Origin of the sequence: Microbacterium sp. NPDC089987, from assembly GCF_044748505.1 — a bacterium.
GTDB lineage: Bacteria > Actinomycetota > Actinomycetes > Actinomycetales > Microbacteriaceae > Microbacterium.
In genome coordinates, this window is the sequence record NZ_JBIVGE010000001.1 from 843,570 (window position 1) to 868,985 (window position 25,416).

Below are 25,416 nucleotides of genomic sequence, written 5' to 3' on the forward strand. Positions count from 1 at the left end.
GCCTAGTGAAGCCCCGCGACAGACGGAGAGGAGAAGACATATGACGGCGAACGCGCTGAGCGACCGCGTCGACGCCTCCGCTGACGATGTGCTCTCCGGCCTAGACTGGCGCGTGATGGACGAGACAGCTTCCAGCGATCCTCGACGCGACTTCGAGGAGCAGGCGATCCCCTTCATGGATCAGCTCTACGCCGCAGCCATGCGCATGACGCGCAACCCGGCTGACGCCGCCGACCTCGTGCAGGAGACCTTCGTGAAGGCGTACGGCGCATGGTCGACGTTCACGCAGGGCACGAACCTGAAGGCGTGGCTGTATCGCATCCTCACGAACACGTACATCAACATCTACCGCAAGCGCCAGCGCGAGCCGTTCCAGGGAACGATCGACGAGCTCGAGGACTGGCAGCTCGGCGGCGCCGAGTCGACGACCGCGTCGCACAGTCGCTCCGCCGAGGCAGAGGCCATCGACCACATGCCGGCATCGGCGGTGAAGGATGCCCTGCAGGAGGTGCCCGAGGACTTCCGCCTCGCGGTCTACCTCGCCGACGTCGAGGGATTCTCCTACCAGGAGATCGCCGACATCATGAAGACCCCCATCGGCACCGTGATGAGCCGCCTGCACCGTGGCAGGCGCATGCTTCGCGAGCTGCTGGCCGACTACGCCGCTGAACGGGGAATCCGCGCGGCAGAACCAAGGAGCAGGAAATGAGCGACTGCGGCTGCGAGAAGGCGCGCCGGGATCTGGAGGAGTACCTCCGCAACGAGGTGTGCCGCACCGAGCACACCGAGATTCGCGAGCATCTCGAGAACTGCGAAGCATGCAAGGACGAGGCGCTGGTCGCGAAGACCCTCACCGAGGTCGTCGCGCGAGCCTGCAAGGAGACCGCGCCCGAAGAGCTGCGAGACCAGGTGCTGGCGCGCCTGCGTTCGGCCCAGGCGACGCACTGACGGCCAGGACGGACTCGCACGGCGGCGGCGCCATCGCGTCCGCTTAGGCTGGGTGGATGACCGCACCGGAAGAGACCATCATCTCCGTCGACCCGGATTCGCAGCGCAACCTGCGCGAGAGGGGCCTGGAATACCGCATCGCCGACATGGCGGTCGATGCCGACGCGGAGGGCTTCCTCCGCGCGGACGCACGCGGCTTCCTCGACGAGGATCCCACCGACGCCGAGCTGGCGCAGATGCGCGAGACCATGCGCACACGGCGCAACATCGGCGTGTACGACCCGGAAGGCGGCGCCTGGCCGATCGCGACGGTCAACAGCTGGGTGACACCGCTCAGTCTTCCCGGCGGCGAGATCGACATGTGGGCGATCAGCTCCGTCACCGTGGCGGGGACGCACCGCCGACGCGGCATCGCCCGCAATCTGCTCGAGGGGGAGCTGCGTGCCGCGGCGCGCGCCGGCGTCCCGATCGCCGGGCTCACCGCATCCGAGGCGACGATCTACGGTCGCTACGGCTTCGGCCCCGCGGTGCCCGTGATGCGATTCACCGTCGACACGGCGCGCGCCGGCTGGCGCGGCAGTGAGACATCGGAGGGGCGGCTCGTCTACGCCGACAAGCAGAGTCTCGCTGACGATCTCGAGCGTCTGCACGAGGCATCCCGGACCCTGCGTTCCGGGCAGGTCCCCGGATGGCGCGGCCGGTGGCAGCGCATGGCGGGCCTGGCCGAAGGAGACAAGGAGGCTGCCGCCGTCCGCGGGGTGCGGTTCATCGGCGCGGACGGTGCGGTGCAGGGGGCCATGGCGTACACGCTCGCCGAGGTTCCCGGAGGGTTCCGCTCCGAGATGCGCATCCGCTCGATCATCACGGTGTCCGACGAGGCGCTGCGCGCGATCTGGCGGTTTGTCGTGCAGCACGACCTGGTCACCAGCGCGCGCGTCGACCTGCGGCCCATCGATGACCCGCTGCCCTGGCTGGTCGCCGACCAGCGTGCGGTCACCGCCGAGTTGCACGACCATGGCTGGCTGCGGGTGCTCGACATCGAGGCGGCGCTCGCTGCGCGCAGCTACAGCGCACCGCTCGACATCGTGCTGCGCGTCGACGACCCGCTCGGTTTCGCCGCGGACGACTGGCGGATCGTCATCGACGACAGCGGCCGGGCCCGGGTCGCCGCGACCTCCGATTCGCCCGACGTGACGCTCGGCGTCGTCGAGCTCTCGACGATCTACGCCGGGGGAGTGCCGGCGACGCAGCTCGCCGCTGCCGGGCGGATCCACGGCGACAGCGACGCGGTGAGCGCGCTCTCCCGAGCCTTCCTGACCACCCCGTCGGCCTTCCTCGGCATCTGGTACTGATACCGACTCCGCCTCTGATACTGACGGGCGACCGCTCACGTGAAAGGCCGCCGCCCTCCGAGGAGGGCGGCGGCCTTTCGCATCCGAGCGTCAGCCGACGGTCAGGGCGGTCTTCAGCAGCGCGACCTGCTCGGCGGCGTGCACCTTCGACGAGCCGGTCGCCGGCGACGCCGCAGCCGGGCGCGTCACCGCGTGGAACTGCCGAGGACCGGGGACCTCGGCGAACTCCAGCGCGAGGAACGGCCAGGCGCCCTGGTTCTCGGGCTCGTCCTGCACCCACACCAGCTCGGCGTTCGGGTACGAGTCGGTGATCGCCTTCAGCTCGTCGATCGGCGTCGGGTACAGCTGCTCCAGGCGCACCAGCGCGATCTCGGGGTTCGGGTTCTTCTCCAGCTCGCTGCGCAGATCCCAGTGGATCTTGCCCGAGTGCACGAGCACGCGCGTGACGGCGTCGCGGTCGAGACCGCGGTCGTCGTCGATCACCGGCTCGAAGCGGCCCTTGGTGAAGTCTGCGACCTCGCTGGTCGCACCGCGCAGGCGCAGCATCGCCTTCGGGGTGAAGACGATCAGCGGCTTGCGCGGACGGGCGTACGCCTGGCGGCGCAGCAGGTGGAAATAGGAGGCCGGCGTCGACGGGCGCGCCACGTACATGTTGTCCTGCGCGCACAGCTGCAGGAAGCGCTCCATGCGTGCGGAGGAGTGGTCGGGGCCCTGGCCCTCGTATCCGTGCGGCAGCAGCATGACGACGCTGGACTGCTGGCCCCACTTCTGCTCGGCGGCCGAGATGTACTCGTCGATGACGGACTGGGCGCCGTTGGCGAAGTCGCCGAACTGCGCCTCCCAGAGCACGAGGGCATCGGGGTTCTCGACCGAGTAGCCGTACTCGAATCCGAGCGCGGCGTACTCGCTGAGCAGAGAGTCGTACACGAAGAAACGACCCTGGCCGTCGGTCAGGTTCGCCAGTGGCAGCCACTCCTGGCCGTTGCGGCGGTCGTGCAGCACGGCATGCCGCTGCACGAACGTGCCACGACGGGAGTCCTGTCCGGCCAGGCGCACGGGTGTGCCCTCGACGAGCAGCGATCCGAAGGCCAGCAGCTCGCCGAAGCCCCAGTCGATGCCCCCCTCGCGGCTCATCGTCAGGCGCTTGTCGAGCTGCTGCTGCAGCTTGGAGTGCACCGTGAAGCCGTCGGGCTTGTTCGCGTGCGCGTCGCCGATGAGGTGGACCACCTCGAGCGGCACACCGGTCACATCGGGGGCGCCGACCTGCGCATCGACCGGAGCGAGGTCGGGGGCGATCGGCGTCGCACCGGTCTCGGCGGCGTGCGTCTCGGCGAAGGCGATCTCGAGGCGGTTCTGGAAGTCCGCCTTGGCCTGGTCGTACTCCTCCTCGGTGATGTCGCCACGGCCGACGAGGCCGTCGGTGTAGAGCTTGCGCACCGACCGCTTGGCCTGGATGAGGTCGGTCATCAGCGGCTGGGTCATCGACGGGTCGTCGCCCTCGTTGTGACCACGGCGGCGGTAGCAGACCAGATCGATGACGACATCGCGGTGGAAGCGCTCGCGGTACTCGAACGCCAGCCGCGCCACATGGATGACCGACTCGGGGTCGTCGCCGTTCACGTGGAACACCGGCGCCTGGATGGTCTTGGCGACGTCGGTGGCGTACACGGAGGTGCGCGAATCGGTCGGCAGGGTGGTGAAGCCGACCTGGTTGTTGACCACGATGTGCACCGTGCCGCCGGTGCGGTATCCGCGCAGCTGCGACATCTGCAGCGTCTCGACCACGACGCCCTGGCCGGCGAAGGCCGCGTCGCCGTGCACGAGGATGGGCAGCCAGGCGAAGGTGCCGATCGGCTTGCGGTCCTGCTTGGCGCGTACGATGCCCTCGAGCACGCCGTCGACGGTCTCGAGGTGCGACGGGTTCGCCGCGAGATAGACGGGCAGCTCAGCGCCGTCCTCGGCGACGAACGTCCCCTCGGTGCCCAGGTGGTACTTCACGTCGCCCGAGCCGCGCTGGTTTCCCGGGGTCAGTGATCCCTCGAACTCGCGGAACACCTGGCCGTACGTCTTGCCGGCGATGTTCGTCAGCACGTTGAGTCGGCCGCGGTGCGCCATGCCGATCGCCGCGCCGTCGAGACCGGCGTTCGCCGCGCCCTGCAGGACCTCGTCGAGCAGGGGGATGAGCGACTCGCCGCCCTCGAGCGAGAAGCGCTTCTGGCCGACGAACTTCGTCTGCAGGAACGTCTCGAACGCCTCGGCCTCGTTGAGCTTGCGCAGCACGCGCAGCTGCTCGTCGTGGTTGGGCTTGACGTACTTGACCTCGAGCTTCTGCTGGAACCAGCGGCGCTGCTCGGGATCCTGGATGTGCATGTATTCGATGCCGAGCGTGCGGCAGTACGAGTCGCGCAGCACGCCGAGGATGTCGCGCAGCTTCATCACGCGGCGTCCGCCGAAGCCGCCGGTGACGAATTCGCGGTCGAGGTCCCAGAAGGTGAGTCCGTGGCTCTCGATCTCGAGGTCGGGGTGGGAGCGCTGCACGTACTCGAGCGGGTCGATGTCGGCCATCAGGTGACCGCGCACGCGGTAGGAGTTGATGAGCTCCTGCACCCGCGACTGCTTGTCGACGCGCTCGGCGAGGTCCACCGCGATGTCGGCGTTCCAGCGGATCGGCTGATAGGGGATGCGCAGCGACGCGAAGATGTCCTCGTAGAAGCTGCGCTCGCCGATCAGCAGCTCGTGCACCTTCTTGAGGAACTCGCCTGAGCCGGCACCCTGGATGACGCGGTGGTCGTACGTGCTGGTGAGGGTGATGGTCTTGCCGATGCCCAGCTCGGTGAGCGTGCGCTGGCTGGAGCCCTGGAACTCGGCGGGATAGTCGAGGGCGCCGGCGCCGATGATGCAGCCCTGGCCCTTCATCAGACGTGGCACCGAGTGCACCGTGCCGATGCCGCCGGGGTTGGTCAGCGAGACGGTGGTGCCGGCGAAGTCGGCCGCGGTGAGCTTGTTGCTGCGAGCGCGGGCGATGAGGTCCTCGTAGGCCGCGAGGTACTCGCCGAAGGTCATGGTGTCGGCGCGCTTGATGCTCGGCACGAGCAGCGCGCGGGTGCCATCGGGCTTGGGGACGTCGACGGCGATGCCGAGGTTGACGTGCGCGGGTGCCACGACCGACGGCTTGCCGTCGACCTCGGCGTAGAACACGTTCTGGCTCGGGAACTCCTTGAGCGTGCGGATCAGCGCCCAGCCGATGAGGTGGGTGAAGCTGACCTTGCCGCCGCGGGTGCGCGACATGTGGTTGTTGATGACGATGCGGTTGTCGATCATCAGCTTCGCGGGGATCGTGCGCACGCTCGTCGCGGTCGGCACCGACAGCGACTGGTCCATGTTCGCCGCGAGGGTCTTCGGCATGCCGCGCAGCGGGGTGACGCGCTCCTCTTCGGCGGGCGCCTCATCCTTCGCCTCGCGCTTGGGCGCCTGCGCCGGGATCGGCGCCTGCTTGGCGGGCTTCGCCGTGGTGCGGGCGACCGGCTGCGCGCCGATCACGGGGATCGGGGCGGTGACAGGGTGCGCGGGCTCTGCGGACGCTGCCGGTGCACCGCCGGCAGATTGAGCCGCGGCATCCGGCGTGTACTGCTCGAGGATCGGCCACCACTCCTTGTCGACCGAGTTGCGGTCCCTTTGGAACTGCTCGTAAAGCTCATCCACGAGCCAGGAGTTGGCTCCGAACCCCCCGTCGCCACCGACGCCGGTCACCTGGTTCGACACGCTCTATCGCCCTCTTTCGTCGCTGAAGCTCACATGCGACCTGTCGCTGACTGCAGCGCCCGGGTCGCACTTGCGTAACAGTCATCAAGCCTAACGCCTAACGGATTCCGAGTCGTCTGCGCGGGCGGCCGTTTCGCCTGACGCGGGCACAGCCGAATTCTGTAAGATCGGGCGCACTATGGACGACCCTCCTTCTTGTAGTACATCGCCCCACTGCCCGCTCCTCGATGATGTCGAGGGACACAGCTGATGGAATTCGTGCTGTTGGGCGTGGGGCTGCTGCTCATCGTGGGGACGGGACTCTTCGTCGCCAGCGAGTTCGCTCTGGTCAATCTGGACCGCGCCGAGCTCGAAGCCCGTGAGGCTCGGGGCGAATCCCGGCTCAGCCTGACGATCCGAGCGCTGAAGATCACCTCCACGCACCTGTCGTCGGCGCAGCTGGGCATCACGCTGACGACCCTCCTCACCGGATACACGATGGAGCCCGCCATCACGAAGCTGCTCGCGCCGCTTCTGGAGGCCTGGGGCGTTCCGGATGCTGCGGCGACACCCATCTCGGTGACGGTGGCGATGCTCATCGCGACCTTCCTCTCGATGATCCTGGGTGAGCTCGTGCCCAAGAACTTCGCGCTCGCGCTGCCCCTGGTCACGGCGAAAGTGGTGATTCCGTTCCAGACGGTGTTCACCGCTGTCTTCAAGCCTGCCGTCGTGCTGCTCAACGGCAGCGCGAACGGCGTGCTGCGCAGCATGGGCATCGAGCCGAAGGAGGAGCTCTCGGGTTCCCGGAGCGCAGAGGAGCTCTCCTCCCTGGTGCGCCGTTCCGCGAGCCAGGGCGTGCTCGAGAAGGACACCGCGACGCTGCTCGATCGGAGCCTGAACTTCGCGCGTCTCACCGCTGACGACATCATGACCGCGCGGCCGAGCATGCACGCGATATCGGTGGGCGACTCGGCCGACGACGTCATCCGCCTGGCCAGGCGCACGGGTCACAGCCGCTTCCCGGTGTACGACGATGACCTCGATGACATCACTGGGGTCGTGCACGTGAAGGCCGCCGTGTCGGTGCCGCGCGAGAAGCGTGGGGAGGTGCCGGTCGGCGCGCTGAGCACCGAGCCGCTGCGCGTGCCCGAGACCGTGCACCTGGACGTGCTGGTCGCCGAGCTGCGCACGAAGGGCTATCAGATGGCCGTCGTGGTCGACGAGTACGGCGGCACCGCCGGGATCGTGACTCTCGAAGACCTCATCGAGGAGATCGTCGGCGAGGTGTCCGACGAGCACGACCGCTCCCGGGCGGGCATCGTGCGCCGGCTCGACTCGATCACGTTCCCCGGTGAGCTGCGCCCGGACGAGCTGCTCTCCCGCACGGGGATCGAGGTGCCCGAGGGCGAGGTCTACGACACCGTGGCCGGCTACATGATGAGCCTTCTCGAGCGGCTTCCCGTGATCGATGACGAAGTCAGGATCGACACCGGGGTGCTGCGCGTCGTGCGCATGGACGGCCGGCGCATCGACCGCGTGCGCTACACCGCCGACCCGGTCGAGGCTGCGACGGAGGACGAGCGATGAGCGACTGGGGAGGACTCGTCTGGCTCGTCGTGCTGCTCGCCGCGAACGCCTTCTTCGTCGGCGGGGAGTTCGCCGTCATCTCGGCGCGCCGCTCGCAGATCGAGCCCCTCGCCGAACGCGGCTCCCGTGCCGCCAAGACCGCCCTGTACGCGATGGAGCATGCCACGCTCATGCTCGCGACATCGCAGCTGGGGATCACGATCTGCTCGCTGCTGATCCTGAACGTCTCGGAGCCGGCCATCCACCACCTCCTCGAGGTGCCGATGCACGCCCTGGGCTGGGATCCTGCGGTGATCTCGGTGAGCGCATTCGTCATCACCCTCGCGCTCGTCTCGTTCCTGCACGTCGTGTTCGGCGAGATGGTGCCGAAGAACCTCGCGTTCTCGATCCCCGATCGCGCGGTCCTCATGCTCGCGCCGCCGCTGGTCTGGGTGTCGCGGGTGTTCCGCCACATCATCTGGGCGCTGAACGGCATCGCCAACAGCACGCTGCGCCTGTTCGGCGTGGAGCCGAAGAACGAGGCGGCGTCGACGTTCACGCTCGAGGAGGTCGCCACGATCGTCGACCGCTCTCGACGCGAGGGCGTGCTGACCGACTCGTCGGGCGCCGTCGCCGCGGCGGTGGAGTTCACCGACAAGAAGGCACGCGACATCGCCGTGCCGCTCGCGGACCTGATCACGCTGCCTGAGACGGCCACCCCCGACGACGTCGAGCGCGCAGTCGCCCGCTACGGCTTCTCGCGCTACGTGATCGTCGACGACGAGCAGTCACCGGTGGGCTACGTGCACCTGAAGGACGTGCTGCGCGCGGCCGAGGGTCCCGAGCCCGACGAGAAGATCTCCCAGCCCCTGCCGTCCAAGCGCATCCACCACATGCTGCCCGTGCAGGAGGAGACCGACCTCGAGGACGCTCTCGCCTCGATGCGCCGCGCCGGGCGGCACCTCGCCAAGGTGCGCGACCGGTCGGGTGAGACCACCGCGGTGCTCTTCCTGGAGGACATCCTGGAGGAGCTCGTCGGGGAGGTGCAGGACGCGACCCGTCGCGGTCACGGACGCTGACCCCGCTCATGAACGCGGCCCGGCAGGATCCTCCTGCCGGGCCGCGTTCGTGGGTTCAGCGCCAGTGCGCTCGCTGATACTGCGGCGGCCAGGGCACCTCGGCACCCAGCTCGTGCGCGGCCCGCAGCCCGAAGTGCGGATCGCGCAGCCATTCGCGGCCCGCGAAGATCGCGTCGGCGGCGCCGGAGGCGAGGATCTCCTCGGCCTGCGCACCGGTCGTGATGAGCCCGACCGCGGCGGTCGGCACGCGTCCACCTGCGCGCACGGTCTCCGCGAACGGCACCTGGAAGCCCGGCCGGTACTCGATGCGAGGTCGCGCGACGATGCCGCCGCTCGAGACGTCGACGAGGTCGGCGCCGGCATCCATCGCCCAACCCGCTACCTGCGCGGCCTCCTCGGGGGTGAAGCCGCCCTCGGCGTAGTCGGTCGCCGAGAGTCGCACGAAGACCGGTGTCGCGGAGCCTGCGACGTCGCGCACCCGCTCGACGATGCGCAGCAGCAGACGCGCGCGGTTCTCGAGCGAGCCGCCGTACTCGTCGTCGCGCACGTTCGACAGCGGCGAGAGGAACTCGTGCAGCAGATAGCCGTGCGCGCCGTGCACCTCGAGCACGTCGAACCCGACATCCAGCGCCCGTCGGGCGGCATCGGCGAAGGCCGCGACGATCCGCTCGATGCCTGCCGCGTCGAGCGCCGAGGGAGCCGCGTACCCCTCGAACGCGATGGCGGATGGAGCGACCGTCGGCCAGCCGCCCTCGGTCGCGGGCACGGTGCCGTGCTGATCGGCCCACGGCCACCAGGTGGAGGCCATCCGCCCGGCGTGAGCCAGCTGGATGCCGATCAGCCCGCCGCGCTCGTGGACATCGTCGACGACGCGCGCCCAGGCCTCCTGCTGCTCGTCGTTCCAGATGCCGGTGTCGCGCGGCGAGATGCGTCCTTCGGGAACCACGCCGGTCGCCTCGGCGACGATCAGACCGGCGCCGCCAGACGCGAACTGCGCCAGGTGCGTGCGGTGCCAGTCCTGCGGCACGCCGTCGACGGCGCTGTACATGCACATCGGCGACACCCACAGCCTGTTCGGGATGGTGAGCGAGCGGACGGCGAGCGGGGTGAGGAGTCGTGGTGTCGAGAGCGTGGTCACATCTCGACGCTATCGCCCGGGTGGGGGAGCAGGGCGCGCTAGCGTGTTCTTCATGCTGCGGGAGTGGACGAGTGCCGACACGGGTGCGCTGCTGCGCGTGCCGACCGCCGACGACGACAAGTACTCCCGCGGCGTCGTGGGGCTGCGCACCGGCTCGGCCGCGTACCCCGGCGCCGCGGTGCTCGGGGTGGAGGCGGCCTGGCGCGCGGGAGCGGGCTACGTGCTGTACACCGGCGGCGCACGCGATGCGGTGCTCGCGCGTCGGCCCGAGACCGTCGCGAAGCCCAAGGCGGGGCGGACGCGCGTGGGCGCGTGGGTGATCGGATCGGGGACGGATGCCGAGCATCGCGACACAGATGAGCGCGCGGCGCTCGAGGAGATCCTGAACGGCGATGCTGCGGTGGTCGTCGATGCGGGCGCACTGGATCTCGCCGCCGACGGGAGCGCGCCGATGGTGCTCACCCCGCACGCCGGCGAGTTCGCCCGGCTGCGCTCGACGCTGGGACTGGACGAGGTCGACCTCGGCGCCGAGGACGCCCGGATCGCGGCGGTGACCGAGACTGCATCGCGCATCGGGGCGACCGTGCTGCTCAAGGGCGCCCGCACCGTGATCGCCGGCCCCGACGGTGAGCCGATCGTGATCGGGAACGCGCCGCCCTGGCTGTCGACCGCCGGCACCGGGGATGTGCTGAGCGGCGTGATCGGCGCGCTCATCGCCGCCGACCCGGGCCGTCCCCTGGCGGAATCGGCGGCGGCAGCCGTCTGGCTGCACGGGCAGGCCGCGGCACGGGCATCCGGCGCCGTGAGCGCAGCGTCGGGGGAGAAGCGGGCAGCCGGGCATCCGATCGTCGCGCTCGACGTCGCCGAAGCGCTGCCCGGCGCCATCGGCGAACTGCTGCGATGACGCCGGGGAATCCGAGGTGACCTCTCGACCCTGGCTGGTGTGGACGGCGTTCCTCCTCGTCCATGCGATCGTCGCGGCAGCCGGGTGGCTGCTGCCGAGTCAGCCCATGGGCGACGTCGTGCTCGTCTACCAGCCGTGGTCGCAGGCCGCGCTCAGCGGCGGTGCGATCGTGGGGGTCACCGAGAGCTGGGTGTACCCGCAGCTCGCGCTGCTGCCCATGATGGCCGCTCACGTGCTGGCTCTGCCGTTCGTCCCCCTCATCGGCGGCCCGGGTGCGTATCTGGTGGGCTGGGCGGTCCTGGTGACCGCGTGCAATGCCCTCGGACTCGCCGTGCTGCTTCGCGGCCGAGGGCCGCACCGCCGCTCCGCCGCATGGTTCTGGGTCGCCGCGCTGCTGCTGCTCGGTCCGATAGCGATGTACCGGATCGACGCGATCACGGTTCCGCTCGCGCTCGCGGGAGGACTGTGGCTGGCCTCGCATCCGCGCGTGGCGGCGGTGGCGCTCGCCGTCGGCGCGTGGATCAAGATCTGGCCCGGTGCGCTGCTGATCGCGGCGATCGCCGCCGGCCGGCGCGGTCTGCAGCTTCTGGTGTCCGCAGCCGCGGTCTCTGCGGGGATCGTCGTGTCTCTCCTCGCACTCGGGGCGGGGGATCGGATGCTCGGCTTCGTCACCGCCCAGACCGGTCGGGGTCTGCAGATCGAAGCGGTGGCAGCGACGCCCTTCCTCTGGGCCGCCGTTCGCGGGGACGCGAGGATCGAGTACAGCTTCGACATCCTCACCTTCCAGATCGAGGCGAAGGGGGCATCCGCTGTCGCGGCGGCGACGACACCCGCGATGGTGATCGCGGTGGCCAGCATCCTGCTGATCGGGATCCTGCGTGCGCGCCGCGGCGCGGCCTGGACGCGGCTGCTGCCACCGCTCGCCCTCGCCCTGATCGCCGCGCTGATCGTCACGAACAGGGTCGGCTCACCGCAGTTCACCACCTGGCTCATCGCTCCCGCGATGCTGTGGATCGTGTTCGATCACGCCCGCGCGCACACACCCACCGCTCTCGTGCTGCTGCTGTGCGCCCTGACGTTCTGCATCTATCCGCTGACCTACGACGGACTGCTCGCCGCCCACCCGGTGCCGGTGCTGCTGCTCACCGTGCGCAATGCCATGCTCGTGGTGACGCTCGTCATCGCCGTGCTCGCGGTGCTGCGCACTCCCATATCGCCGCTGACGCGTTCGACCACCGAAGACAGAACTCCCGCATCGCGCCGCTGACGCGATCGACCACCGAATACAGGAGGAATCATGCTCGTCGCATTCTCCGTCGCCCCGTCGGGCGATGGCCGCTCAGGAGATTCCGTGCACGATGCGGTCGCCGCCGCAGTGAAGGTGGTGCGCGAGTCTGGTCTCTCGCACCGCACCACCAGCATGTTCACCGAGATCGAAGGGCCCGACTGGGACTCGGTGATGGATGTCGTGAAGAGAGCCACCGAGGCCGTGATGCCGTTCGGGTCGCGCGTCTCGCTCGTGCTCAAGGCCGACATCCGCCCCGGATACACCGGTGAGCTGGATGCCAAGATCGAGCGCCTCGAGAAGGCGATCGACGCATCCGCCGACGGAGACGCATCCGCCGACGGGGATGCGGCCGCCGGGTAACATGGGCGGGTGACTCCCTCGAATCTCTCGAGGGGGGCGGCGATGAGGGCGCTCCTCTCCCTCGCCGTCGGCAGCTTCGGCATCGGCATGACCGAATTCGTGATCATGGGCCTGCTGCCCGAGATCGCCCAGGACCTGCTGCCCGATGTCTGGGCGGTGAGCAGCGAGCAGGCGATCGGCCAGAGCGGTGGGCTCATCTCGCTCTACGCGCTCGGCGTTGTGATCGGCGCGCCCACGATCGCCGGCGCGGTCGCACGCTTCCCGCGGCACCGGGTGATGCTGGCGCTCGCGATCGCGCTGACCCTCGGCAACGCGCTCACCGTGGTGCTGCCCGGCTTCGGCCTGGTCGGTGCCTCGCGACTGCTCGCCGGCCTGCCGCATGGCGCGTACTTCGGCATCGGCGCTCTCGTGGCGGCCGACATGCTCGGTCCCGGCAAGCGCGCCCAGGGCGTCGCGTTCATCCTGACGGGGCTGACCGTCGCGAACGTCGTCGGCGTGCCGCTGGGCACCTTCTTGGGGCAGCAGTGGGGCTGGCGCACCGCGTTCCTCGTCGTGACCGGCGTGTTCGCCCTCGCGGCGGTGTGCATCGCCCTGTTCGTGCCGTCGCATCCCGGCGACCCCGGCCGCACCCTGCGCTCGGAGCTGGGCGTCTTTCGGGTGCCGCAGGTCTGGCTCACCCTCGGCATCGGGGCGATCGGCTTCGGCGGGTTCTTCGCCGTCTACAGCTACATCGCCCCGCTCGTGACCGAGATCGCCGGTGCTCCCGCGTGGGTCGTGCCGGTGACCCTGGTGCTGGTCGGGGTGGGCATGACGGCGGGCAACCTGGCCGGCGGCCGTCTCGCCGATCGCGATCTGCGTCGGACCCTCGTATGGGGACTCGCCGCGCTCGCCGTGGTGCTCGTGCTGCTCGCCCTGCTGGCGTACTGGGTGGTGCCGCTGATCATCACCGCGATGCTGGTCGGCGCGATCGCGTCCGTGCTGAGCCCCGCGATCCAGACCCGTCTGATGGATGTCGCCGGCGACAACCAGTCGATCGCAGCGGCGCTGAATCACTCCGCGCTGAACATCGGCAACAGCCTGGGCGCGTTCCTCGGCGGAGCGGCGATCTCGCTCGGCTTCGGCTTCACCGCACCGGAATGGGTGGGCGCGGTGCTGGCGGCGCTCGGGCTCGCGATCGTGCTGATCGCCTACCGTGCGCAGTCGTCGGCGCCGGTGCCGGCGGTGGGGCTGGTGCGCGAGCACTAGAGTGTGCGCATGGATGCCCCGATGCGCGTCGCCGGCACCGCCGTGGTGCTGCGTGACGGGGCGGACGGCCTCGAGGTGCTGCTGCTGCGCCGGCCAGCGACCGGGTCGTTCCCTGGCGCCTGGGTCTTCCCCGGTGGCCGTGTGGACCCCGGCGATGAGCGTGAGGGCGATGATGAAGAGCGGGCGGCGCTGCGCGCGGCCGTGCGCGAGACCCGCGAGGAGGCCGGCATCGGCATCCGGGATCTCGCGACGCTCTCGCGCTGGGTGCCGCCGGCCGAGACGCCGGTGCGGTTCCGCACGTGGTTCTTCCTCGCCCGCGAGAGCGGAGACCCGCTGCGGCCGAACCCCGGCGAGATCGAGGAGGCGGTGTGGATGACGCCGGGACGCGCCTCGGAGCGGCACGCTGAGGGGGAGCTCACCCTGTTCCCGCCGACGTGGATCACCCTGGATGGCCTGCGGGCATATCGCACCGTCGACGACGCCTTTGCGTCGGTCAGCGCCTTCGCGCGCTACGAGACGCGGATGCAGAAACTCGACAGCGGGATGCGCGCGCTGTGGGCGGGCGACGAGGAGCATCCGGATGATCCGGGTGCGCCGGGTGCGCGGCATCGGCTCACCATGATCGCGCTGCCGTGGGTCTACGAGCGGGGTTGACCAGCATCCTCGCCCGAGTCACGACGCGAGCAGGCGCTCCAGGTGCGCGCCGACCGGGTCTGTCTCGATGAGGAAGCCGTCGTGGCCGAAGTCGCTGGTGAGCACCACGGCCTCGTCGTCGATGAGGTTCGGGATGCTGCGCGCGATGCGCTGCTGCCCGTCGATCGGGAACAGCCGATCCGTGTCGATCCCGAGCACGAGTGTTCGCGCGGTGACGGTGTGCAGCGCCTGCTCGACCCCGCCCCGGTCGCGGCCGATGTCGTGCGAGTTCATCGCCTCGACGACCGTGAGGTAGCTGTTCGCGTCGAACCGGCGGGTGAACTTGTTGCCGTGGAAGTCGAGATACGACTCGACCGCGAAGCGCCCGCCGCGACCGAGAGGGGAGACATCGGACTGCCATGAGCGCTGGAAGCGCTGGTTGAGCTCGATCGGGCTGCGGTAGTTCAGCAGCGCCATGCGCCGCGCGAGCGCGAGCCCGCGGTGCGGACCCTCGCCGAGCGCCGCGTCGTAGTACTCGCCGCCGGCGAAGCGCGGATCCATGCGCACCGTCTCGAGCTGCACGAAGTTCAGCGCCAGCTGGTCGGCCGTGGTCACCGGGGGAGACGAGAGCACCGCCAGCCGCTCGACGCGCTCGGGCTGCATCACCGCCCATTCCAGGGCGTGCATGCCGCCCATCGAGCCGCCGACCACGGCGGCCCACCGCTCCACGCCGAGCGCGTCGGCGAGGCCGATCTGCGCGGCGACCTGGTCGCGGATGGTGAGGTAGGGGAAGCGGGATGCCCATTCCCGGCCGTCCGGTGCGATGCTCGCAGGTCCCGTCGATCCCTGGCATCCGCCCAGCATGTTCGGGGCGATGACGAACCACCGGTCGGTGTCGATCGCCGACCCCGGGCCGACGATGTCCTCCCACCATCCGACGGTGGGGTGACCTGCGCCCGCCGGGCCGCGCACGTGGCTGTCGCCGGTGAGGGCGTGCAGGATCAGCACGGCGTTGTCGCGCGCCTCGTTCAGCTCGCCCCAGCTCTCCCATGCGAGGCGGGTGGCGGGCAGCAGCTGTCCGTTCTCGGTGCGGAAGTCGCCGAGGAAGGTGAAGCGTCTGTGACCTGCGGGGTCGCCGTCGCGCCAGGCGCCCGTCGCCGGCGGCCGGGCGCGCAGCAGACGCACATCGGCCTCGGTCACCGGAGCCGATGGCACCGTGTCCTCAGAGGTCGTCTGCCAGTCCATGCCTCCATTCTCGCCCGTGCGCGCCGGAGCCCGCGGCAGGTTACGGGTCGACGCTGGGTCATCGGCGCCCCCTCTCACGTTCGATGCCCCCTCCAAGTGGCGCCGCGCAAAGGGGGCGTGGATGCCACGAGGGGGCGTGGATGCGGGCGCCGGGCGTGGAGCCGGACCCTGCGCGCGGACTCAGCCGGGCGGGGGGATGCGAAATGCGGCGAGGCGGGCGGCGAGGGCATCCGGGGTGCGGATGTGTTCATGACCCCAGCGCGCGGTACGCCATCCGGTGACGCCGCGCACCAGATCCTCGCGCCGCTTCTCGGCAAGCACGATCTCGGACGTCGACCGTCCCGAGGTGAGTGCTGGATCGACGTACTTGCCCTCGCCGTCGAACTCTCCGAAGCAGCGTGCCCGCGGAAATCCGAAATCCATCCAGAACTCCTCCCCAGGGCAGGGGATATGAACCTGCAACAGGACATCCCGGTATCCCAGCTGGTGCATGCGCCACCTGCTGACGCTTTCACCGGGTAGCTGCGCGCGGCCATCGGCGAGGTCGATGATCTCCCGCGCGCGGCGGATGCCGCGGTCGTGGCGCGACGCGGCGTGCTGCAGCAGATCAGCACGCCATCGCTGCGCGGCGTCCTCGTCCTGCACGTGGCCGCTCACCGCCACGCTCCGCAGGGCTGCGTCGACAGCCGAGAGTCCGGCTTCCGGACGAAGCGCGGTGGCAAGATCGAGCGCCGTGCGCTCGAGCGAGGTGCAGCGGAATCCGTCGATCTCCACGATGTCCCCAGCAGCTGCATCGACGAAGTGCCACATCAGCCCCGCCCTCGATCTGCCGTGGCGTCGGCCCATGATCACGGCGTGCACCTTCTCGGGTGCGTGACGGTAGAGCGGCAGACCGTGCAGCACCGCAGCTGATGGCCCGCAGAACACGGGTCCGGGAGGATCGCAGTTGAGGTGCGTCGCGACCACCTGAAGCAGGTGCCGCCCCTCGTTCCACAGGCGGTTCCAGGTCAGGGCGTCAACGTACCGGTTGCGGCGCACCCGAACCAGATCCTCGTCCTCGACGAGGCGACGGATGTCTCGATCTGAGTGTCCGTCTGCGACCAGCTCGTCGCGCGTTCTCAGGAATCGACTCGCCTCGAGCACTCCGATGCGGGATGGCATACGGCGAGCCTGGCATCCCAGCTGCGTCCTCCGAACACGCCTGCACAGCATCTGTGCACGATTCTTCGCGGCGCCTGCGGTGTGCAGAAACAATTCGGATCACTCCGCAGGTCGTCGGCGCCCCCTCCGGTTCTCGGCGCCCCCGCCAAATGCCGCCGATAGGCGGGGGCGCGGATGCGCAGAGGGGGCGTCGACGGATGAGACGCGCGACGCGCCGGGAGAGCGGGAAGCACGGATGCCCCGGACCGAGCGGTCCGGGGCATCCGTGTCTGAAAAGGAGAACTCAGGCGCGAGCGGCCTCCGCGACGCGACGCGCGGCGCTCAGGGCGCTGTCGAGGTCGGCCTTGAGGTCGTCGATGTTCTCGATGCCGACCGAGAGGCGCACGAGACCGGGCGTTACGCCGGCCGAGAGCTGCTGCTCGGGCGAAAGCTGCGAGTGCGTGGTCGACGCGGGGTGGATGACCAGCGAGCGCACGTCGCCGATGTTGGCGAGGTGGCTGAACAGGCTCAGGCTGTTCACGAACTCGCGGCCGGCCTCCACGCCGCCCTTGAGCTCGAACGACAGCACCGCGCCGACGCCCTTCGGGGCGTACTCGTTGGCCTTGGCGTACCAGGGCGACGACGGCAGGCCCGAGTAGTTCACCGACGCGACGTCATCGTGGTTCTCGAGCCACTCGGCGATCTCCTGCGCGTTCTGCACGTGACGCTCGATGCGCAGCGACAGGGTCTCGATGCCCTGGATGAGGTTCCAGGCGCTCTGCGGCGCGATGGCCGAGCCGAGGTCGCGCAGCAGCTGCACGCGGGCCTTGATGATGTACGCCAGCCCGTCGCCGACCGCCGTCGTGTACGACGCGCCGTGGTACGAGGGGTCGGGCTCGGTGAGGCCGGGGAACTTGTCGACGTGCTGCGACCAGGCGAAGGTGCCGCCGTCGATGATCGCACCGCCGATGGTGGTGCCGTGGCCGCCGAGGAACTTGGTGACCGAGTGCGTGACGATGTCGGCGCCGTGCTCGAACGGACGGATGAGGTACGGCGTGGCGATCGTGTTGTCGACGATCAGCGGCAGGTCGTGTTCGTGGGCGACGTCCGCGACTCCGCGGATGTCGAGCACGTTGATCTTCGGGTTGCCGATGGTCTCGGCGAAGAAGAGCTTGGTGTTCGGGCGCACGGCTGCGCGCCACTCGTCGAGGTCGTCCTGGTTCTCGACGAAGGTGACCTCCACGCCGAGCTTGGCGAGGGTGTACTTGAAGAGGTTGTACGTGCCGCCGTAGATGGCGCTGGATGCCACGAAGTGGTCGCCCGCCTGCGCGATGTTCAGGATCGCGAAGGTGGATGCGGCCTGACCGCTGGAGAGCACGAGGGCTCCGGTGCCCCCCTCGAGTGCGGCGAGGCGCTGCTCGAGCACGTCCTGGGTGGGGTTCTGGATGCGGGTGTAGATGTTACCGAACTCCGCCAGAGCGAACAGGTTCGCGGCGTGGTCGGCGTTGTCGAACACGTACGACGTGGTCTGGTAGATCGGCGTCGCGCGCGCCTTGGTGACCGGGTCGGGCGCGGCGCCCGAGTGGATCTGCTTGGTCTCGAAGCGCCAGTTCTCGGCTGCGGTCATGACGTGCTCCCAGGGTTCGGGTTGTGGAGTCGTTCGGCTGGATGCCTGCAAGCGAGGTTACGAAGCCGCACCGCCGCCGACAACCGAGGGGAAATGTTACGTAACACGCGCGGGTGGCAGGACCTGTCCGATATTGCGCCTACGGTTGAGCCATGGTGATCAGACGTGCCGTGGTGACCGGAGCGAGCTCGGGAATCGGAGAGGCGACCGTCCGCGCGCTGCGTGTGCAGGGCTGGGACGTCGTCGGCGTCGCGCGGCGCGAGAAGCGTCTGGCGGCGCTGGAGACCGAGACCGGGGCATCGACCATCGCGTGCGATCTGACCGACTCGGATGCCGTCGCCGCCCTCGTCGCCGAACTCGAGCGCACCGGCCCCGTGCACGCGCTGGTGCAGGTGGCCGGCGGGGCCCTCGGCACCGACAGCGTCGAGCAGGGCTCGATCGAGGACTGGCAGTGGATGTACGACGCGAATGTGCTCGCGACGCAGCGGCTCGTGGCGGGCCTGCTGCCGCTGCTGCGCCGGGCCGCGGACGCCGACGGCCACGCCGACACGGTGTTCGTGACCTCGACGGCCGCACAGGGCGCGTACCCGGGCGGCGGTGGCTACAACGCGGCCAAGGCCGCGGAGTCGATGCTCGTCAAGGTGCTGCGTCAGGAGCTGCACGGCGAGCCGATCCGCGTGGTCGAGGTCGCGCCGGGCATGGTGCACACTGAGGAGTTTGCGCTCAACCGCCTCGGCGGCGACGCGGTCGCAGCGGAGTCGGTGTACGACGGCGTCGCCGAGCCGCTGCTCGCGGCTGACGTCGCCGAGCTCATCGCGTACGCCCTGAACGCACCGCGCCGGGTGAACCTCGATCTGGTCACCATGCGTCCACTGGCTCAGGCCGCGCAGCACCTGCTGGCGCGCGGCCCGCTGCGCGTGCGCACCGACGGCTGATGCGCCGCACCCTCGCGGAGCTCGCCGACGACGGCTCGATCGACGCCGGCTGGGCGCAGGCGCTCGCGCCCGTGCAGCCGCTGATCACCGAGCTGGGCGACCGGCTGCGCGCCGAGCAGGCGGCAGGGCGCGGATACCTGCCGGCGGGTGCGAACGTGCTGCGGGCGTTCCAGCGTCCGCTCGCCGATGTGCGGGTGCTCATCACCGGGCAGGATCCGTATCCCACGCCCGGTCACCCGATCGGCCTGTCCTTCGCCGTCGAGCGCGATGTGCGTCCGCTGCCGCGCAGCCTCGGCAACATCTACAAGGAGCGCCAGAGCGACCTCGGCATCCCTCCGGCGCCGCACGGCGACCTCACCGCGTGGAGCGACCAGGGTGTGCTGCTGCTGAACCGCGTGCTCACCGTCCAGCCCGGTTCTCCCGCGTCCCACCGCGGCTGGGGCTGGGAGAAGGTGACCGAGCTGGCGATCCGCGCCCTCGTCGCCCGCGAGCAGCCGCTGGTGGCGGTGTTGTGGGGGAAGGATGCATCAGCCCTGAAGCCACTGCTCGGCAAGACACCCACGATCGAGTCCGCGCATCCCTCGCCCCTGTCGGCGAGCCGGGGCTTCTTCGGCTCGCGGCCGTTCTCGCGCACGAATGCGCTGCTCGAATCCATGGGCGCCGACCCCGTCGACTGGCGCGTGGTGGGGGAGGCGTGAGCGATCTGCGAATACGTCCGGCGGCGGATGCCGATCTGCCCGCGATCCGCGACATCTACAACCACTACGTGCGATCGTCGACGGTGACCTTCGACGAGGTCGAATCCACGCTCGCCGAATGGGAGGGCAAGGCCACCCGGATCGCCGATGCCGGCATCCCGTTCCTCGTCGCCGAGACGCAGGGCGGCGACCTGCTGGGGTACGCCCTGGGGACGCCCTGGTCGGCGAAGTCGGCGTACCGGTCGACGATCGAGAACTCCATCTATCTCGCGCCGACGGCTGCCGGCCGTGGAGTGGGCTGGGCGCTCCTCGCGGTCTTCCTCGACCGCTGCCGCGACGCGGGTCTGCGCCAGGTCATCGCCGTGATCGCCGATCGGGGAGCCGAGGCCTCGATCGCGCTGCACCGCAAGGCTGGCTTCATCGACGCCGGGCGGCTCACCGAGGTCGGGGAGAAGTTCGGCGAACGGCTGGGCGTGCACTTCCTGCAGAAGACGCTCTGACCGACGCGAGCGCTCCCGTCGACACGGACAGCGCTCAGGCCGACGGGAGGACAGGCACCGCCGCGAGCAGGTGCTTCGTGTACTCCTCGGCAGGGTGCTGCAGCACCGCCGCCACGGCGCCGCGTTCCACGATGCGTCCGTCCTTCATCACGGCGACGGTGTCGCTGAGATGCTGCACCAGTCCGATGTCGTGCGAGACGGTGATCATCGTCAGCCCCTCCTCGACACGCAGCCGGGCGAGCAGAGCGAGGATCTGCGCGCGCACGGTCACATCGAGCGCCGACATCGGCTCGTCGCCGATGAGGATCCGGGGCCGGTGCACGATGGCTCGCGCCAGGGCGATGCGCTGGCGCTGCCCGCCGGAGAGCTCGTGCGGATGCCGGTCGGCCATGTCGGCATCGAGGCCGACCTGCGCGAGAACCTCGCGCACCCGCGCGCGGTGGTCGCCGGGGATGTCGAGAGCCCACAGCGGCTCGGCGACGATCCGCCCGACGCTCATGCGCGGATCGAGCGACGCGTACGGATCCTGGAACACCAGCCCGGTCTCCCTGCGCAGCCAGTGCAGCGACCTGGCGCTCGCCGAGGCGTCGACGTCGCGTCCGGCGACGCGCACCCGGCCGCCGGTCGGTCGATCGAGCCCGAGCAGCAGGCGCACGAGCGTCGACTTCCCGGATCCCGACTCGCCGATCAGGCCGAGCGACTCGCCCTCGGCGACCTCGAGGTCGGTCGGATGCAGGGCGATGCTCGTTCGCGGCCGGTCGAACATCGTGCGACGTCTCACCGGATAGCTGCGGCTGAGGCCCTCGGCGACGATGAGGCCGCGGCCGTCGTGGGGGGAAAGACTCATGATCGTGTCCCCTCGCCATCGGCATCTGCTCTCCACAGCGTCGCGGTCGCATCGCGCAGCAGCGCCTGGGTCACCGGGGATGCCGGCGCGCTGAGCAGCGTCGAGACCGGCGCCTGCTCGACCACGCGACCGTGCTCGAGCACGACCCCGTGCGTCGCGATCTGCGACAGCACCGCGAGGTCGTGCGTGATGAACACGAGCGACATGCCGTGATCGGTGACGAGGCCGAGCAGCAGCTTCAGCACCTCCGCCTGGATCGTCACGTCGAGCGCCGTGGTGGGCTCGTCGGCGATGAGCAGCCGGGGCCGGCACGCGAGCGCCATCGCTATGGCGACACGCTGACGCTGACCGCCGGAGAGCTGGTGCGGGTATCGGTCGACGATGGATGCGGGGTCGGGCAGCTGCACGCGCGCCGCTTCGACGATGGCGCGCTCGCGCGCCTCCCTTCTGCCGATCCGCTCGTGGATGCGCACCGATTCGGCGATCTGCCTGCCCACCGTGCGGATCGGGTTGAGGGCGGTGCGCGGCTCCTGGAAGACCATGCCGATCTCGTCGCCGCGCAGGCGGGCGAGCTCGCGGTCGGGCATCCCGACCAGCTCGGTGCCGTCCCAGCGGATGCTGCCGCTGACTCGCGCCCCCTCGGGCAGCAGCCCGAGGATCGCCAGCGCGGTCATCGACTTGCCCGAGCCGGATTCGCCGATCAGGCCCAGTCGCTGGCCGTCCGTGACGGCGAACGAGACGCCGTCGACCACGCGTGCGCCGTCGATCTCGACGACGAGCGATTCGACCTCGAGAGTCATGCGACCACCTCCGGGACGTGCACCTGCGCTGCGCGGCGGGAGAGCGTGGGGTCGGTGGCCTCGCGCAGCGCGTCGCCGAGCAGGTTCAGACCCAGTACGGTGACGGTGATGGCGAGGCCCGGCCAGACGACGGTGAGGGGATGCACGCCGATGTAGCGCTGCAGATCGGCCAGCAGCGTGCCCCATGAAGCCTCGGTGAGCGACGCGCCGAACCCGAGGTACGACAGTCCGGCCTCGGCGAGCACGGCGACCGCCATCGACCAGGACAGCTGCACGATGAACACCGGGGCGATGTTCGGCAGCAGATGGCGCACCAGGTTCTGCCCGGCGGTGAGTCCGGATGCCCGGCCCGCGAGCACGAAGTCGCTCTGCTGCACGCGCCGCAGCTCGGGGCGGGTGACCCGCGCGATGCTCACGCCGAAGCCGATGCCCACCGCGAAGACGACGACCCACAGCGATCCGCCCCAGACGGCAGAGATCATCATCGCGATCATCAGCACGGGGAACGCGATGAGGATGTCGACCAGCACCGCCACGCTCTCACGCACCCATCTCGCCGTCAGCGCGCCGAGCGCTGCCAGCGAGACGCCGACGAGCGTGGCGACGACGCCTGCCCCGACGGCGACGAACGCCGTGGTGCGGGCGCCGGCCATGATCAGGCTGAGGATGTCGCGTCCGGTGGCATCGCTGCCCAGCAGGTGCGGCCAGCCGGGCGCCGCCCAGCGCCCGCGCACGTCGGAGAGCATCGGGTCGAACGGCGTCCAGAACACCGAGACGACCGCGGTGAGCGCGATCACGACCACGACGAGCACGGCGAACCGGCCTGTCCATGTAGACAGCAGCGCGCGCAGCCAGCGGGGCATCAGCTCTCCTCCGCTCTCTGCCTCGGATCGATCGCGTGATGCGCGAGGTCGACGATGAAGCCGATGATCAGCACGAAACCGGTGAGCACCAGCAGCTCGCTCTGCACCTTGACCAGGTCGCGGTTGCCGACGTCCGCCACGAGCATGCGTCCGATGCCCGGCAGGGTGAAGAGCTGCTCGATGACCACCGAGCCGACGACGATGCCGGCGACCTGAACACCGAGCACCGTGACGATCGAGAGGCCGACGGCGGGGATGCCGTGGCGGATGAGCGCCTGGCGGAGGGTCAGGCCCTTCGCCGCGGCGGTGCGCACGAAGTCCTGACCGGCGGCCTGCAGGGTGGCGCTGCGCACGAAGCGCATGAGCATGGCTCCCTCGACGATGCCGATGGTCAGCGCCGGCAGCAGCAGCGATTCGATCGCCTTTGCAGGGGTGGCCCATCCTGAGCGGGGGAAGCCCTGCGCGGGCAGCCAGCCGAGCCAGTGCGCGAAGACGACGACCAGCATCATCCCGGCCCAGATCACGGGTACGGCCGCGAGAGCCTGCGCTCCGAAGCTGAGGGCGGTGCCGCCGGCGCGGCCGCGCAGCAGAGCGGATGCCACGCCGAACGGTACGGCGATGAGGAGGGCGATGGCCAGCGCCATCAGCCCGAGAGGCACGGTCACGCGTGACTTCTCGACCAGTTCGGCGCCGACCGACGCGCCGCTGAGCTGCGAGGTGCCGAGATCGCCGCGCAGGATGCCGCCGAGCCAGTCGGTGTACTGCGTGGGCAGCGGCTTGTCGAGGCCGAGCGATTCACGCAGCGCCGCGACGGTCTGCGGGTCGGCCTGGGTGCCGGCGATGAGCTGGGCGACATCCCCGGGGAACACTCGCAGGGTGAGGAAGATGATCGCACTCGACACGAGGAGCCCTGCGATCAGCAGGGCTCCTCGCGTGAGCGCGTAGCGGATCACTCCGCGGACTTCGTCACGCCGGCGAGATCGATGCGCGAGTTGAGCGAGTCGGTCGGGAAGCCGGCCACGGCGCTGGTGTGTGCGGTGAGCGTGGCGCCGTTGTACAGCCAGTCGGCCGCGTGGTCCTCCGACACGATGCGCGCGGCCTTCTTCAGCAGGTCGGCGGACTTCTTCGGGTCGATCTCGGTCTGCGACTGCGCGTACAGCTTCTGCACCTCGGCGTTGTCGTAGCCGAAGTAGTAGTCGGGATTGGCGAAGTTGACGAAGTCGCGCGGCTCGACGTGCAGCACGAAGCTCAGCTCGTAGTCATGGTTCGTGTAGACGTCGTCGAGCCAGGTCGGGAACTCGACGCGCTTCACCTCGAGCGAGACCCCCACCTTCGCGTAGTCCGACACCAGCACCTGAGCCGCGGTGGTGCCGTAGAACGACGGGATGGTGAGCGTGAGATCGAGCTTCTCGTGTCCGGCCTCCTTCAGCAGCTTCTTCGCCTTCGCGGGGTCGTACGGCGCGACATCACTGAGATCCTCGTACCCGGGGTCGAGTTCCGGGATGGGACCGTAGAGCGTCTGACCCGCGCCGATGGCCTCGACGAGCGCCTCGTGATCCACGGCGAGGCGCAGCGCCTCGCGCACCCTGACATCGTCGAGCGGGGCCTTGCGGTTGTTGAACGCGAGGGTGGCCTTGTCTGTGGTGCGACCGGTCGTGATCGTGAAATCGCCGGTGTCCTCGAGCTGCGAGACGAGGTTCGGGTCGACGGCGGTCAGCACGTCGAGCGTGCCATCCAGCGCCGCGTTCACCCCGGCGGTGAAGTCGGGGATGTACTCGAACACGACCTCGCCGATCGTCGCCTTCTCGCCCCAGTACTCGTCGTAGCGGTCGAAGCTGATGGCGCTGCCCTTCGTCCAGCGGTCGAGCACGAAGGGACCGGTGCCGTTCTCGTCGGTCTTCAGGTCGGTCGTGTCGCCGTTCTTGAAGACGAGGCCGGCGGGGCCGGTGAGGGTGAAGAGGAAGTTCTGGTCGGGCTGCGTGAGGGTGATGGTCACGGTCTGGGCATCGGGGGCGGCGATCGAGGCGACGCCGGCGAACTCGGCGTTGCCCTGCACACCGGCATCCGTCCTCACCGTCTCGTACGAGGCGACGACGTCCGCAGAGGTGAGCGGGGTGCCGTCATGGAACGTGACCCCCTCGTTGAGGGTGAACTCGTACGTCAGCCCGTCGGCCGACACGTCGTACGCGCTCGCCAGACGCTCTTCCACGTCGTTCTCCGGCGTGCGGGTGACGAGCCCTTCGTAGATGTTGTCGACGAGCACCTGCTCGAGAGCCGCGCCGCTGGTGTGCCGGATGTCGAGGTTGGTCGGCTCGAGCACGAGACCGACCGTGAGGCTCGCGTCGGGGTCGGCCTTGGCGGATGCCGACGGCGTGGGCTCTGCGGCCGGGGTGCAGGCGCTGAGAGCGAGGGCGCCCACGGCGAGGAGGCCGAGTGCGGCGAATCCGACAGAGCGCCGGGCGGGGGAAGCAGACAAGGGTCGTCCTCTCAAGTGGTGCGGAGCGCGG

At 69.8% G+C, this 25,416-nt stretch carries 23 protein-coding genes; 13 read left to right on the forward strand and 10 right to left on the reverse strand.

The window, feature by feature from the left end:
* The first annotated feature begins 40 nt into the window (after positions 1-40).
* The 3 genes from ACIPV2_RS03850 to ACIPV2_RS03860 are packed head-to-tail and all read left to right on the forward strand — an operon-like array spanning position 41 to position 2,300.
* Positions 41-709, forward strand: a complete 669-nt coding sequence (locus ACIPV2_RS03850; RefSeq protein WP_400838678.1) for a sigma-70 family RNA polymerase sigma factor — start codon at positions 41-43, stop codon at positions 707-709.
* Positions 706-948, forward strand: coding sequence for an anti-sigma factor (locus ACIPV2_RS03855; protein WP_101187126.1), 243 nt, complete (start codon positions 706-708; stop codon positions 946-948). Before ACIPV2_RS03850 ends, ACIPV2_RS03855 begins: the two co-directional genes overlap by 4 nt.
* Positions 949-1,004: 56 nt before the next feature.
* A complete protein-coding gene (locus tag ACIPV2_RS03860) occupies positions 1,005-2,300 on the forward strand; it encodes a GNAT family N-acetyltransferase (RefSeq protein ID WP_400838680.1) in 1,296 nt (431 codons plus the stop codon).
* A gap of 90 nt (positions 2,301-2,390) precedes the next feature.
* On the opposite strand, the gene ACIPV2_RS03865 is transcribed toward ACIPV2_RS03860, so the two are convergent.
* Positions 2,391-6,062, reverse strand: a complete 3,672-nt coding sequence (locus ACIPV2_RS03865; protein ID WP_400838682.1) for a multifunctional oxoglutarate decarboxylase/oxoglutarate dehydrogenase thiamine pyrophosphate-binding subunit/dihydrolipoyllysine-residue succinyltransferase subunit — start codon at positions 6,060-6,062, stop codon at positions 2,391-2,393.
* Positions 6,063-6,311: 249 nt separating this feature from the next.
* Here ACIPV2_RS03865 and ACIPV2_RS03870 point away from each other — a divergent pair, with 249 nt between their 5' ends.
* Complete coding sequence (locus ACIPV2_RS03870; protein WP_400838684.1) at positions 6,312-7,628, forward strand: hemolysin family protein; 1,317 nt, start codon at positions 6,312-6,314, stop codon at positions 7,626-7,628.
* Positions 7,625-8,686 (forward strand): hemolysin family protein, encoded by a 1,062-nt coding sequence (locus ACIPV2_RS03875; protein ID WP_101187122.1) that lies wholly within the window; start codon positions 7,625-7,627, stop codon positions 8,684-8,686. Before ACIPV2_RS03870 ends, ACIPV2_RS03875 begins: the two co-directional genes overlap by 4 nt.
* 55 nt (positions 8,687-8,741) lie before the next feature.
* On the opposite strand, the gene ACIPV2_RS03880 is transcribed toward ACIPV2_RS03875, so the two are convergent.
* Entirely contained in the window at positions 8,742-9,824 is a 1,083-nt protein-coding gene (locus ACIPV2_RS03880; RefSeq protein ID WP_400838687.1) for an NADH:flavin oxidoreductase/NADH oxidase, read from the reverse strand.
* Positions 9,825-9,876: 52 nt separating this feature from the next.
* Here ACIPV2_RS03880 and ACIPV2_RS03885 point away from each other — a divergent pair, with 52 nt between their 5' ends.
* The 5 genes from ACIPV2_RS03885 to ACIPV2_RS03905 are packed head-to-tail and all read left to right on the forward strand — an operon-like array spanning position 9,877 to position 14,275.
* A complete protein-coding gene (locus tag ACIPV2_RS03885; protein ID WP_400838688.1) occupies positions 9,877-10,728 on the forward strand; it encodes an NAD(P)H-hydrate dehydratase in 852 nt (283 codons plus the stop codon).
* 16 nt (positions 10,729-10,744) lie between these two features.
* Positions 10,745-11,995, forward strand: coding sequence for a hypothetical protein (locus ACIPV2_RS03890; RefSeq protein WP_400838690.1), 1,251 nt, complete (start codon positions 10,745-10,747; stop codon positions 11,993-11,995).
* A 30-nt stretch (positions 11,996-12,025) separates the two neighbouring features.
* The gene (locus ACIPV2_RS03895; RefSeq protein ID WP_400838692.1) at positions 12,026-12,376 is read left to right on the forward strand and encodes an MTH1187 family thiamine-binding protein; all 351 of its coding nucleotides are present in this window, start codon (positions 12,026-12,028) and stop codon (positions 12,374-12,376) included.
* 42 nt (positions 12,377-12,418) lie between these two features.
* Positions 12,419-13,621 (forward strand): MFS transporter, encoded by a 1,203-nt coding sequence (locus ACIPV2_RS03900; RefSeq protein WP_400838694.1) that lies wholly within the window; start codon positions 12,419-12,421, stop codon positions 13,619-13,621.
* Positions 13,622-13,630: 9 nt separating this feature from the next.
* Positions 13,631-14,275, forward strand: coding sequence for an NUDIX hydrolase (locus ACIPV2_RS03905; protein WP_400838696.1), 645 nt, complete (start codon positions 13,631-13,633; stop codon positions 14,273-14,275).
* 18 nt (positions 14,276-14,293) lie between these two features.
* Here ACIPV2_RS03905 and ACIPV2_RS03910 read toward each other — a convergent pair whose 3' ends face one another.
* The 3 genes from ACIPV2_RS03910 to ACIPV2_RS03920 form a co-directional block, all read right to left on the reverse strand.
* On the reverse strand, positions 14,294-15,499 hold the full coding sequence (locus ACIPV2_RS03910; RefSeq protein ID WP_400838697.1) for a homoserine O-acetyltransferase: 1,206 nt from the start codon (positions 15,497-15,499) through the stop codon (positions 14,294-14,296).
* A gap of 180 nt (positions 15,500-15,679) precedes the next feature.
* A complete protein-coding gene (locus ACIPV2_RS03915) occupies positions 15,680-16,660 on the reverse strand; it encodes a hypothetical protein (protein ID WP_400838699.1) in 981 nt (326 codons plus the stop codon).
* Positions 16,661-16,943: 283 nt separating this feature from the next.
* Positions 16,944-18,266: a bifunctional o-acetylhomoserine/o-acetylserine sulfhydrylase gene (locus tag ACIPV2_RS03920; protein WP_400838701.1), complete on the reverse strand. Its 1,323-nt coding sequence runs from the start codon at positions 18,264-18,266 to the stop codon at positions 16,944-16,946.
* Positions 18,267-18,418: 152 nt separating this feature from the next.
* On the opposite strand from ACIPV2_RS03920, the gene ACIPV2_RS03925 reads away from it, so the two are divergent.
* Genes ACIPV2_RS03925 through ACIPV2_RS03935 form a run of 3 tightly spaced genes read left to right on the forward strand, consistent with a single transcriptional unit; the run spans position 18,419 to position 20,399 of the window.
* On the forward strand, positions 18,419-19,201 hold the full coding sequence (locus tag ACIPV2_RS03925) for an SDR family oxidoreductase (protein WP_400838703.1): 783 nt from the start codon (positions 18,419-18,421) through the stop codon (positions 19,199-19,201).
* On the forward strand, positions 19,201-19,899 hold the full coding sequence (locus tag ACIPV2_RS03930) for a uracil-DNA glycosylase (protein ID WP_400838705.1): 699 nt from the start codon (positions 19,201-19,203) through the stop codon (positions 19,897-19,899). The genes ACIPV2_RS03925 and ACIPV2_RS03930 overlap by 1 nt, the downstream gene beginning before the upstream one ends.
* On the forward strand, positions 19,896-20,399 hold the full coding sequence (locus tag ACIPV2_RS03935; protein WP_400838707.1) for a GNAT family N-acetyltransferase: 504 nt from the start codon (positions 19,896-19,898) through the stop codon (positions 20,397-20,399). Before ACIPV2_RS03930 ends, ACIPV2_RS03935 begins: the two co-directional genes overlap by 4 nt.
* Positions 20,400-20,433: 34 nt before the next feature.
* Here ACIPV2_RS03935 and ACIPV2_RS03940 read toward each other — a convergent pair whose 3' ends face one another.
* From ACIPV2_RS03940 to ACIPV2_RS03960, 5 genes are read right to left on the reverse strand one after another with little or no spacing between them, the layout of a single operon-like run.
* Positions 20,434-21,246, reverse strand: a complete 813-nt coding sequence (locus ACIPV2_RS03940; RefSeq protein ID WP_400838709.1) for an ABC transporter ATP-binding protein — start codon at positions 21,244-21,246, stop codon at positions 20,434-20,436.
* A complete protein-coding gene (locus ACIPV2_RS03945; protein WP_400838711.1) occupies positions 21,243-22,046 on the reverse strand; it encodes an ABC transporter ATP-binding protein in 804 nt (267 codons plus the stop codon). The genes ACIPV2_RS03940 and ACIPV2_RS03945 overlap by 4 nt, the downstream gene beginning before the upstream one ends.
* Positions 22,043-22,909, reverse strand: a complete 867-nt coding sequence (locus ACIPV2_RS03950; protein WP_400838713.1) for an ABC transporter permease — start codon at positions 22,907-22,909, stop codon at positions 22,043-22,045. The genes ACIPV2_RS03945 and ACIPV2_RS03950 overlap by 4 nt, the downstream gene beginning before the upstream one ends.
* Positions 22,909-23,862 carry an ABC transporter permease gene (locus ACIPV2_RS03955; protein WP_400838715.1) on the reverse strand — a complete coding sequence of 318 codons (954 nt, stop codon included), beginning with the start codon at positions 23,860-23,862 and terminating at the stop codon, positions 22,909-22,911. The genes ACIPV2_RS03950 and ACIPV2_RS03955 overlap by 1 nt, the downstream gene beginning before the upstream one ends.
* Complete coding sequence (locus ACIPV2_RS03960; RefSeq protein WP_400838717.1) at positions 23,859-25,385, reverse strand: ABC transporter substrate-binding protein; 1,527 nt, start codon at positions 25,383-25,385, stop codon at positions 23,859-23,861. The genes ACIPV2_RS03955 and ACIPV2_RS03960 overlap by 4 nt, the downstream gene beginning before the upstream one ends.
* Positions 25,386-25,416: the final 31 nt, after the last annotated feature.

Coding starts and splice junctions, on each gene's coding strand:
- ACIPV2_RS03850 (WP_400838678.1), top strand. CDS start 41: ATGACGGCGAACGCGCTGAGCGACCGCGTCGACGCCTCCGCTGACGAT.
- ACIPV2_RS03855 (WP_101187126.1), top strand. CDS start 706: ATGAGCGACTGCGGCTGCGAGAAGGCGCGCCGGGATCTGGAGGAGTAC.
- ACIPV2_RS03860 (WP_400838680.1), top strand. CDS start 1,005: ATGACCGCACCGGAAGAGACCATCATCTCCGTCGACCCGGATTCGCAG.
- ACIPV2_RS03870 (WP_400838684.1), top strand. CDS start 6,312: ATGGAATTCGTGCTGTTGGGCGTGGGGCTGCTGCTCATCGTGGGGACG.
- ACIPV2_RS03875 (WP_101187122.1), top strand. CDS start 7,625: ATGAGCGACTGGGGAGGACTCGTCTGGCTCGTCGTGCTGCTCGCCGCG.
- ACIPV2_RS03885 (WP_400838688.1), top strand. CDS start 9,877: ATGCTGCGGGAGTGGACGAGTGCCGACACGGGTGCGCTGCTGCGCGTG.
- ACIPV2_RS03895 (WP_400838692.1), top strand. CDS start 12,026: ATGCTCGTCGCATTCTCCGTCGCCCCGTCGGGCGATGGCCGCTCAGGA.
- ACIPV2_RS03900 (WP_400838694.1), top strand. CDS start 12,419: ATGAGGGCGCTCCTCTCCCTCGCCGTCGGCAGCTTCGGCATCGGCATG.
- ACIPV2_RS03905 (WP_400838696.1), top strand. CDS start 13,631: ATGGATGCCCCGATGCGCGTCGCCGGCACCGCCGTGGTGCTGCGTGAC.
- ACIPV2_RS03910 (WP_400838697.1), bottom strand. CDS start 15,499: ATGGACTGGCAGACGACCTCTGAGGACACGGTGCCATCGGCTCCGGTG.
- ACIPV2_RS03915 (WP_400838699.1), bottom strand. CDS start 16,660: ATGCCATCCCGCATCGGAGTGCTCGAGGCGAGTCGATTCCTGAGAACG.
- ACIPV2_RS03920 (WP_400838701.1), bottom strand. CDS start 18,266: ATGACCGCAGCCGAGAACTGGCGCTTCGAGACCAAGCAGATCCACTCG.
- ACIPV2_RS03925 (WP_400838703.1), top strand. CDS start 18,419: ATGGTGATCAGACGTGCCGTGGTGACCGGAGCGAGCTCGGGAATCGGA.
- ACIPV2_RS03930 (WP_400838705.1), top strand. CDS start 19,201: ATGCGCCGCACCCTCGCGGAGCTCGCCGACGACGGCTCGATCGACGCC.
- ACIPV2_RS03940 (WP_400838709.1), bottom strand. CDS start 21,246: ATGAGTCTTTCCCCCCACGACGGCCGCGGCCTCATCGTCGCCGAGGGC.
- ACIPV2_RS03945 (WP_400838711.1), bottom strand. CDS start 22,046: ATGACTCTCGAGGTCGAATCGCTCGTCGTCGAGATCGACGGCGCACGC.
- ACIPV2_RS03950 (WP_400838713.1), bottom strand. CDS start 22,909: ATGCCCCGCTGGCTGCGCGCGCTGCTGTCTACATGGACAGGCCGGTTC.